The 5,329-nt window shown below is 74.0% G+C and carries 5 protein-coding genes and 1 pseudogene; 5 read left to right on the top strand and 1 reads right to left on the bottom strand.

Annotated features, from left to right (window positions below; translation table 11 throughout):
* Positions 1–232, bottom strand: a 232-nt coding sequence (locus tag ON36_RS35950; protein WP_218001244.1) for a hypothetical protein, incomplete at its 3' end; no start/stop codon positions are given.
* Positions 233–290: 58 nt separating this feature from the next.
* Between ON36_RS35950 and ON36_RS28610 the strand changes: the two genes are divergently transcribed.
* From ON36_RS28610 to ON36_RS28590, 5 genes and pseudogenes are all read left to right on the top strand, one after another.
* A complete protein-coding gene (locus ON36_RS28610) occupies positions 291–1,754 on the top strand; it encodes a condensation domain-containing protein (protein WP_043660192.1) in 1,464 nt (487 codons plus the stop codon).
* Positions 1,754–3,049, top strand: coding sequence for a glycosyltransferase (locus ON36_RS28605; RefSeq protein ID WP_052314440.1), 1,296 nt, complete (start codon positions 1,754–1,756; stop codon positions 3,047–3,049). Before ON36_RS28610 ends, ON36_RS28605 begins: the two co-directional genes overlap by 1 nt.
* Positions 3,046–4,023 (top strand): ATP-binding cassette domain-containing protein, encoded by a 978-nt coding sequence (locus ON36_RS28600; RefSeq protein WP_052314439.1) that lies wholly within the window; start codon positions 3,046–3,048, stop codon positions 4,021–4,023. The genes ON36_RS28605 and ON36_RS28600 overlap by 4 nt, the downstream gene beginning before the upstream one ends.
* Positions 4,020–4,844 carry an ABC transporter permease gene (locus ON36_RS28595; protein WP_043660190.1) on the top strand — a complete coding sequence of 275 codons (825 nt, stop codon included), beginning with the start codon at positions 4,020–4,022 and terminating at the stop codon, positions 4,842–4,844. The genes ON36_RS28600 and ON36_RS28595 overlap by 4 nt, the downstream gene beginning before the upstream one ends.
* A gap of 10 nt (positions 4,845–4,854) precedes the next feature.
* A pseudogene (locus ON36_RS28590) lies at positions 4,855–5,329 on the top strand (hypothetical protein); the annotation flags it as partial.

Raw genomic sequence — 5,329 nt, 5'->3', positions numbered from 1 at the left:
TGCTGTGATGCCGCCGACACCGTACCGAGCGCGTTTGAACAATATGTCCGGGATTCCATATCTCCGTCGTGTTATTTCCGGACGAAAAAGGTTCGGCGACCGGCGCGATCGTGCCGACCGCGCCCGGACACACGGTTTTCCCTTTCTGTTCAGGACATTCCCCGGTGATCGCCGTCACGGCATATTCGCCCAGCGTGCGGTTATACGATGGCCCGGCCAGCAGGTGCCACATCGGCGTAGCACCACCGAATCTGCCGTTCGGCATCTTTCAGCACCGAGGGGAAATCGGCGTGGAATACACCCATCTGTCCGAATTCGACATCCGCCCCGGCGCGCTGACGCTGTGGACCCCCGAATCCGAGTCCGCCGCCTGGCGCCCCGACGCCCGCCCCCTGACGAGCGCGCACGACCGCTACTGCGCCGCTACCGACCCCGCCGAGACCCGGCCCGGCCGGGGCCGCTGGATCGGCACGATCTTCGAGATGGACGCCGCGCTCGATGCCGACGCCTGGCGGGAGACGTTGCGGCGGTGGCACATCCGGCACGAGGGCCTGCGCAGCACCGTCGACGCCGCACGGCGCCGCTGGGTGCTCGGGCCGGACGCGGTCGGCATCGCCGCGCAGCCGGTCACCGGGCTCACCGACGGCGTGGCGATCAACACCTTCCTCACCGAGGTCCTCGAGACCCAGCTGTCTCCGCTGGCCTGGCCGCATCTGCTGGCCGCCACCGTCGAGCACCGGGACACGGGCGACTTCACCGTTCTGATCGGGGCCGATCACTCGGTGCTCGACGCCTACTCCCAGGCGATCCTCATCCTGGAACTGCGCGCGCTCTACCGCGACGTCCGCGACGGTATCGCGCCACGGGAGGCGGCCACCTTCGGCAGCGCCGCCGACTTCGCCGCCACCGAACACGCCGCGTCCGGGGCGCTGACCGGCGACTGCCCCGGCGTCGCGCTCTGGCGCGAATTCCTCGGCCCCGACCGGTCGCTGCCGAGGTTCGCGCCCGCCCTGTCGATCGCGGGCGCGGACACGCCCGTCCAGCCGAGCCTGTCGCGGCACCTGCTGGGCCTGGCCGAGCTGGAGGCCGTCGAGGCGGTCCTCGACGGCCGGCGGCAGCGGCTGTCGGTGGCGGTGTTCGCGGCCCTCGCGCTGGCCTACCAGCGGACCTTCGGCGCCGACCGGATGCGCACGGTCATGCCGGTCGCGACCCGCCCGGACCTGCGCTGGCTCGAGTCCATGGGCTGGTTCGTCAACGTGGTACCGGTCGATATCGCCGCCGACCCGCGGGCGGGCACCGCCGCGGCACTCGAGCCGGCCCGGGCGGCCCTGCGCCGGGCCCGGGCCGCCGACACCACCTCCTGGTGCCGGGCGCTGGAACTGCTCGGGGTGGCGGAGACGCCGACCTTCGGGATCTCGTTCCTCGACATCCGGGTCCTGCCGAACTACGAGGTCGTCGAGCAGCTGCGCGGGCGGACGCTGCGCGCGGAGTCCTACTCTCCCGACGAGGTGTACTTCTGGGTCGTGCGCGCGGCCGACGGACTGCGCGTGTCGACCCGGTATCCGGCCGCCCTGCCCGCGGCGACCATGGACGCCTTCCTCGCCGCGTTCACCCACGCCATGACCGAACTCGCCGCCCCCGCCGCGCCGGCCGTCGCCGACGAATTCGCCTCGGCGGTCTCGCGATCGGTCGCCGCGTCCCTGGGCGCCGATCGGGGCGCCGGGGTGGCGCGCCGGGTCGCGGAGGTGGGCTGATGACGCGTGTCCTGCTCGCCTTCACCGGCAGCCGCGGTGACGCGCAGCCCGGGGTCCTGCTGGCCCGCGAACTGCGCGCCCGCGGGCACGAGGTGACCCTGGCCGTGTCGCCCGATCTGGTCGACTTCGCCACCGCCGCAGGGGTTCCCGTCGTCCCGGCGGGCACCGCGGGCGCCGCGCTGCTCGCGGCACAGCGCGCGGATCGCCGCTTCTCCTCGCGCAGTCCCCGGCAGCGCTGGCACGCACTGGTCGACCTGCAACGGCGTGGCGTGCCCGAACTCGTGCGCGATCTGAGCGCCGCCGCGGCGGGTCACGACCTGGTCGTCACCGGCATGGCGTGCGAGGAAGCCGCCGCGGCCGCGGCACGCCACGGCGGCGTGGCCTCGGTGGCCCTGCACTTCTTCCCCGTCCTGCCCAACGGCGCGGTCCCCGTGGTGCCCACCGCCTCGGCCGCCGCGGCACCCGGGTTCGTCCATCGCTGGGGGTGGCGCGCGCTGTCCGCGCTGCGCGCTCGCGCGCTCGCGCCGGTGCTGCCCGCCGGGCACCGGCCCGGCGCCGCGCACGGCACCGTGCAGGCCTACGACCCGGGCCTGTTCCCCGGCCTGACCCGCGAGATCCCGGGCCCGTTCACCGGATTCCCGGTCGACGCCGACGGGATCCTGTCCCGGGCGCGACATTCTTCTCGTCCCGGGCAGGGCCGCGGAGCGGTCCCGGCGGATCATCCGGCGTCCGGGGCCGGCGCCGACCTCGAGGCCTGGCTCGCGGCCGGGCCCGCGCCGGTCTACGTCGGCTTCGGGTCCATGACCGTCGGCGATCCGGCCGCCGTGGCCGCGCTCGTGCGCGCGGTGTGCGCACGCCGGGGCGCCCGGCTGCTGCTGGCGGCAGGCTGGGCGGGCGGGCAGACCGGCATTGCCGACGATGTCGCGGTCGTGAGCGAGGTCGACCACACCGCGGTCCTGCCCCGCTGCGTAGTCGCCGTCCACCACGGTGGGGCGGGGACGACGGCGGCCGCCCTCAGAGCCGGTGTCCCCCAGCTGATCTGCTCGGTGCAGGCCGACCAGCCGTACTGGGGCCGGGCCCTGGCCCGGCTCGGACTCGGCGAGACCCTGCCCGCCCGCGCCCTCACCGGCGCCCGCCTCGACGCGGCGCTCACGCGGCTCACGACGCCCGAGGCCGCGCTGCGGGCCGCCTCCTACGCCGCGCGATTCGCCGCCGACGGGATCGCCCGGTCGGCCGACGCGGTCGAGTCCTTCGCCGCCACAGCACGTTCCGTCCCCGAGAGGAGTCCGTCGTGACCACCGACATCGCGGTCCACACCACCGGCCTCGGCAAGGACTTCGGCGACTTCACCGCCGTCGGCGCCGTCGACCTCACCATCGCCGCCGGGTCGGTGTTCGCCCTGCTGGGACCCAACGGCGCGGGCAAGACCACCACCGTGCGGCTGCTGGCCACGCTGCTGCGCCCCGACCGCGGCCACGCCGAGGTCTTCGGCTACGACACCGTCCGCGACGCGGTCGCGGTGCGCTCGATGATCGGGCTCACCGGCCAGTACGCCTCGGTCGACGAAACCCTCACCGCCGGGGAGAATCTGCGCCTGTTCGGGCGCCTGCTCGGCCTGTCCCGCCGGGCCGCGGCCGACCGCGCGGACGAGCTGCTGGCCGAGTTCGAGCTGTCGGCGGTGGCGAGCCGGGCGGTCGGCGCGTTCTCCGGCGGCATGCGGCGGCGGCTCGACCTCGCCGCGACGCTGGTGACCGTGCCCCCGCTGATCTTCCTCGACGAACCGACCACCGGCCTGGATCCGCACACGCGAGACCGCATGTGGGGCGTGGTGCGGCGGCTGGTCGAGCGGGGCGTGACGGTCGTGCTCACCACCCAGTACCTCGAGGAGGCCGACGCTCTGGCCGACCGGATCGCCGTCATCGATCGCGGGGCGGTCGTCGCCGAGGGCACCGCCGGCGAACTCAAGTCCTCCGTCGGCGACCAGGTGCTGCGCCTCGACGTCCCCGACACCTCGGCGCAGCGCCGCGCCGAGGCGCTGCTGCGCGAGCTCACCGGCGAGACACCCGAGGGCTCGACCACCGGCACGCTCACCGTCCCCGTCGACGATCCCGACACCGCCGCCGACCTGGTCGCCGCCTGCCGCGCGGCCGGTATCCCGCTGCGCGGATTCGCCGTCGACCGGCCCGATCTCAACGAGGTGTTCCTCGCTCTCACCGGCCACACCCGCACCGGCGCCCTCGCCGGGGCGGGCGCAGGAGGTTCCCGATGACCGTCACCCTCGCCCCGACCACGAGCGCCCCGCCGATCAGCCGGGTCCCCCGCGTCACCCGGGTCGGCGCGCGCGCCGCGACGGCCCAGTCGCTGATGATGGCCTGGCGCGGACTGCTCACCTTCCGACACTCCCCCCAACTCCTCTACGACGCCATCCTGCTCCCCATCGTCGGCCCCATCCTGTTCGGCAGCATCTTCGGCACCGCCATCGCCGGCAGCATGCAGAACTACCTACCGATCATGATCCCGGGCGTCCTCGTCCAGATCGTGCTCACCTCCTCCGTCGCCACCGGGGTCTCACTGTCCGAGGACATCCGCTCCGGCGTCTTCGACCGGTTCACCGCCATGCCCATCGCGCGCTCGGCGCCCGTGACGGGCGCGCTGCTGGCCGGGGCGGTCCGGTATGTGATCGCGGCGGTCACGGTGGTGATCGTGGGCTGCTGCCTGGGTTACCGGCCCGCGTATCCGGTCGCCTTCGTGGCGGGCGCGGCGCTCGTGGTCTTCGCGACCACCGCGATCAGCTGGCTGTTCGCCTGGATCGGGGCGACCGTGGCCCGGCCCGCGGCGGTCCAGGGCATGTCGATGCTGGTGTTGACCTTCCTCGGTTTCGCCTCCAACGCGCTCGTTCCCGAGGAATCCATGCCCGTCTGGCTGAGATATGTTTCAGACTACAATCCGGTCTCGCATCTGGTCTCGGCCGTGCGGGAGCTGGCGGAGCAGGGCCGGTTCGGCGCCGACGCGCTGTGGTCGCTGCTGGCCGCGGCGCTCGTGGCCGCGGTGTTCGCGCCGCTGACCGTCCGCACGCTGCGCACCCGCTGAGGAGAATGCCATGGACACCACCGTCAACCGGCTCACCGCCGACGACGACCTGTTCCTCAAACTGCACAGCCTCTACCCGGACGCGCTGGTCAACCAGCTGGCCTGGCGTTTCGCCGAGCCCCTGCCGCGCGCGGTGCTCGACCGGTTCCACGCCCACCTGGCGACCGGGTTCCTCGGCCGCAAGGTGGTGCGGGCCCGCGTGCCGCTGGCCCGGCCCTACTGGGTCCCGTCGACCGAAGCGTTTCCGCTGCACTGGGATCCGCAGCCGGTGACCGATGTGGTCGAGTGGTTCTCCGACCGGGCGCACGTGTCCTTCGATCCCGCCCGCGGCCTGGTGTGGCGGCTGGCCGCGTCGCCGACCGCCGACGGCGGGACCGTGGTGTCGCTGGCCACCTCGCACGTCGCCTCCGACGGGGGCGCTGTCCTGTTCGCGGTCGGCGACGCCCTCGAACGCCTCGCCGCGGGGACCGCGCCCGCGCGGGCCG

This window comes from Nocardia thailandica NBRC 100428 (genome assembly GCF_000308795.1).
Lineage (GTDB): Bacteria > Actinomycetota > Actinomycetes > Mycobacteriales > Mycobacteriaceae > Nocardia > Nocardia thailandica.
The sequence above is the reverse complement of the archived record's forward strand: the minus strand, read 5'-3'. Positions and strand labels throughout refer to the sequence as shown.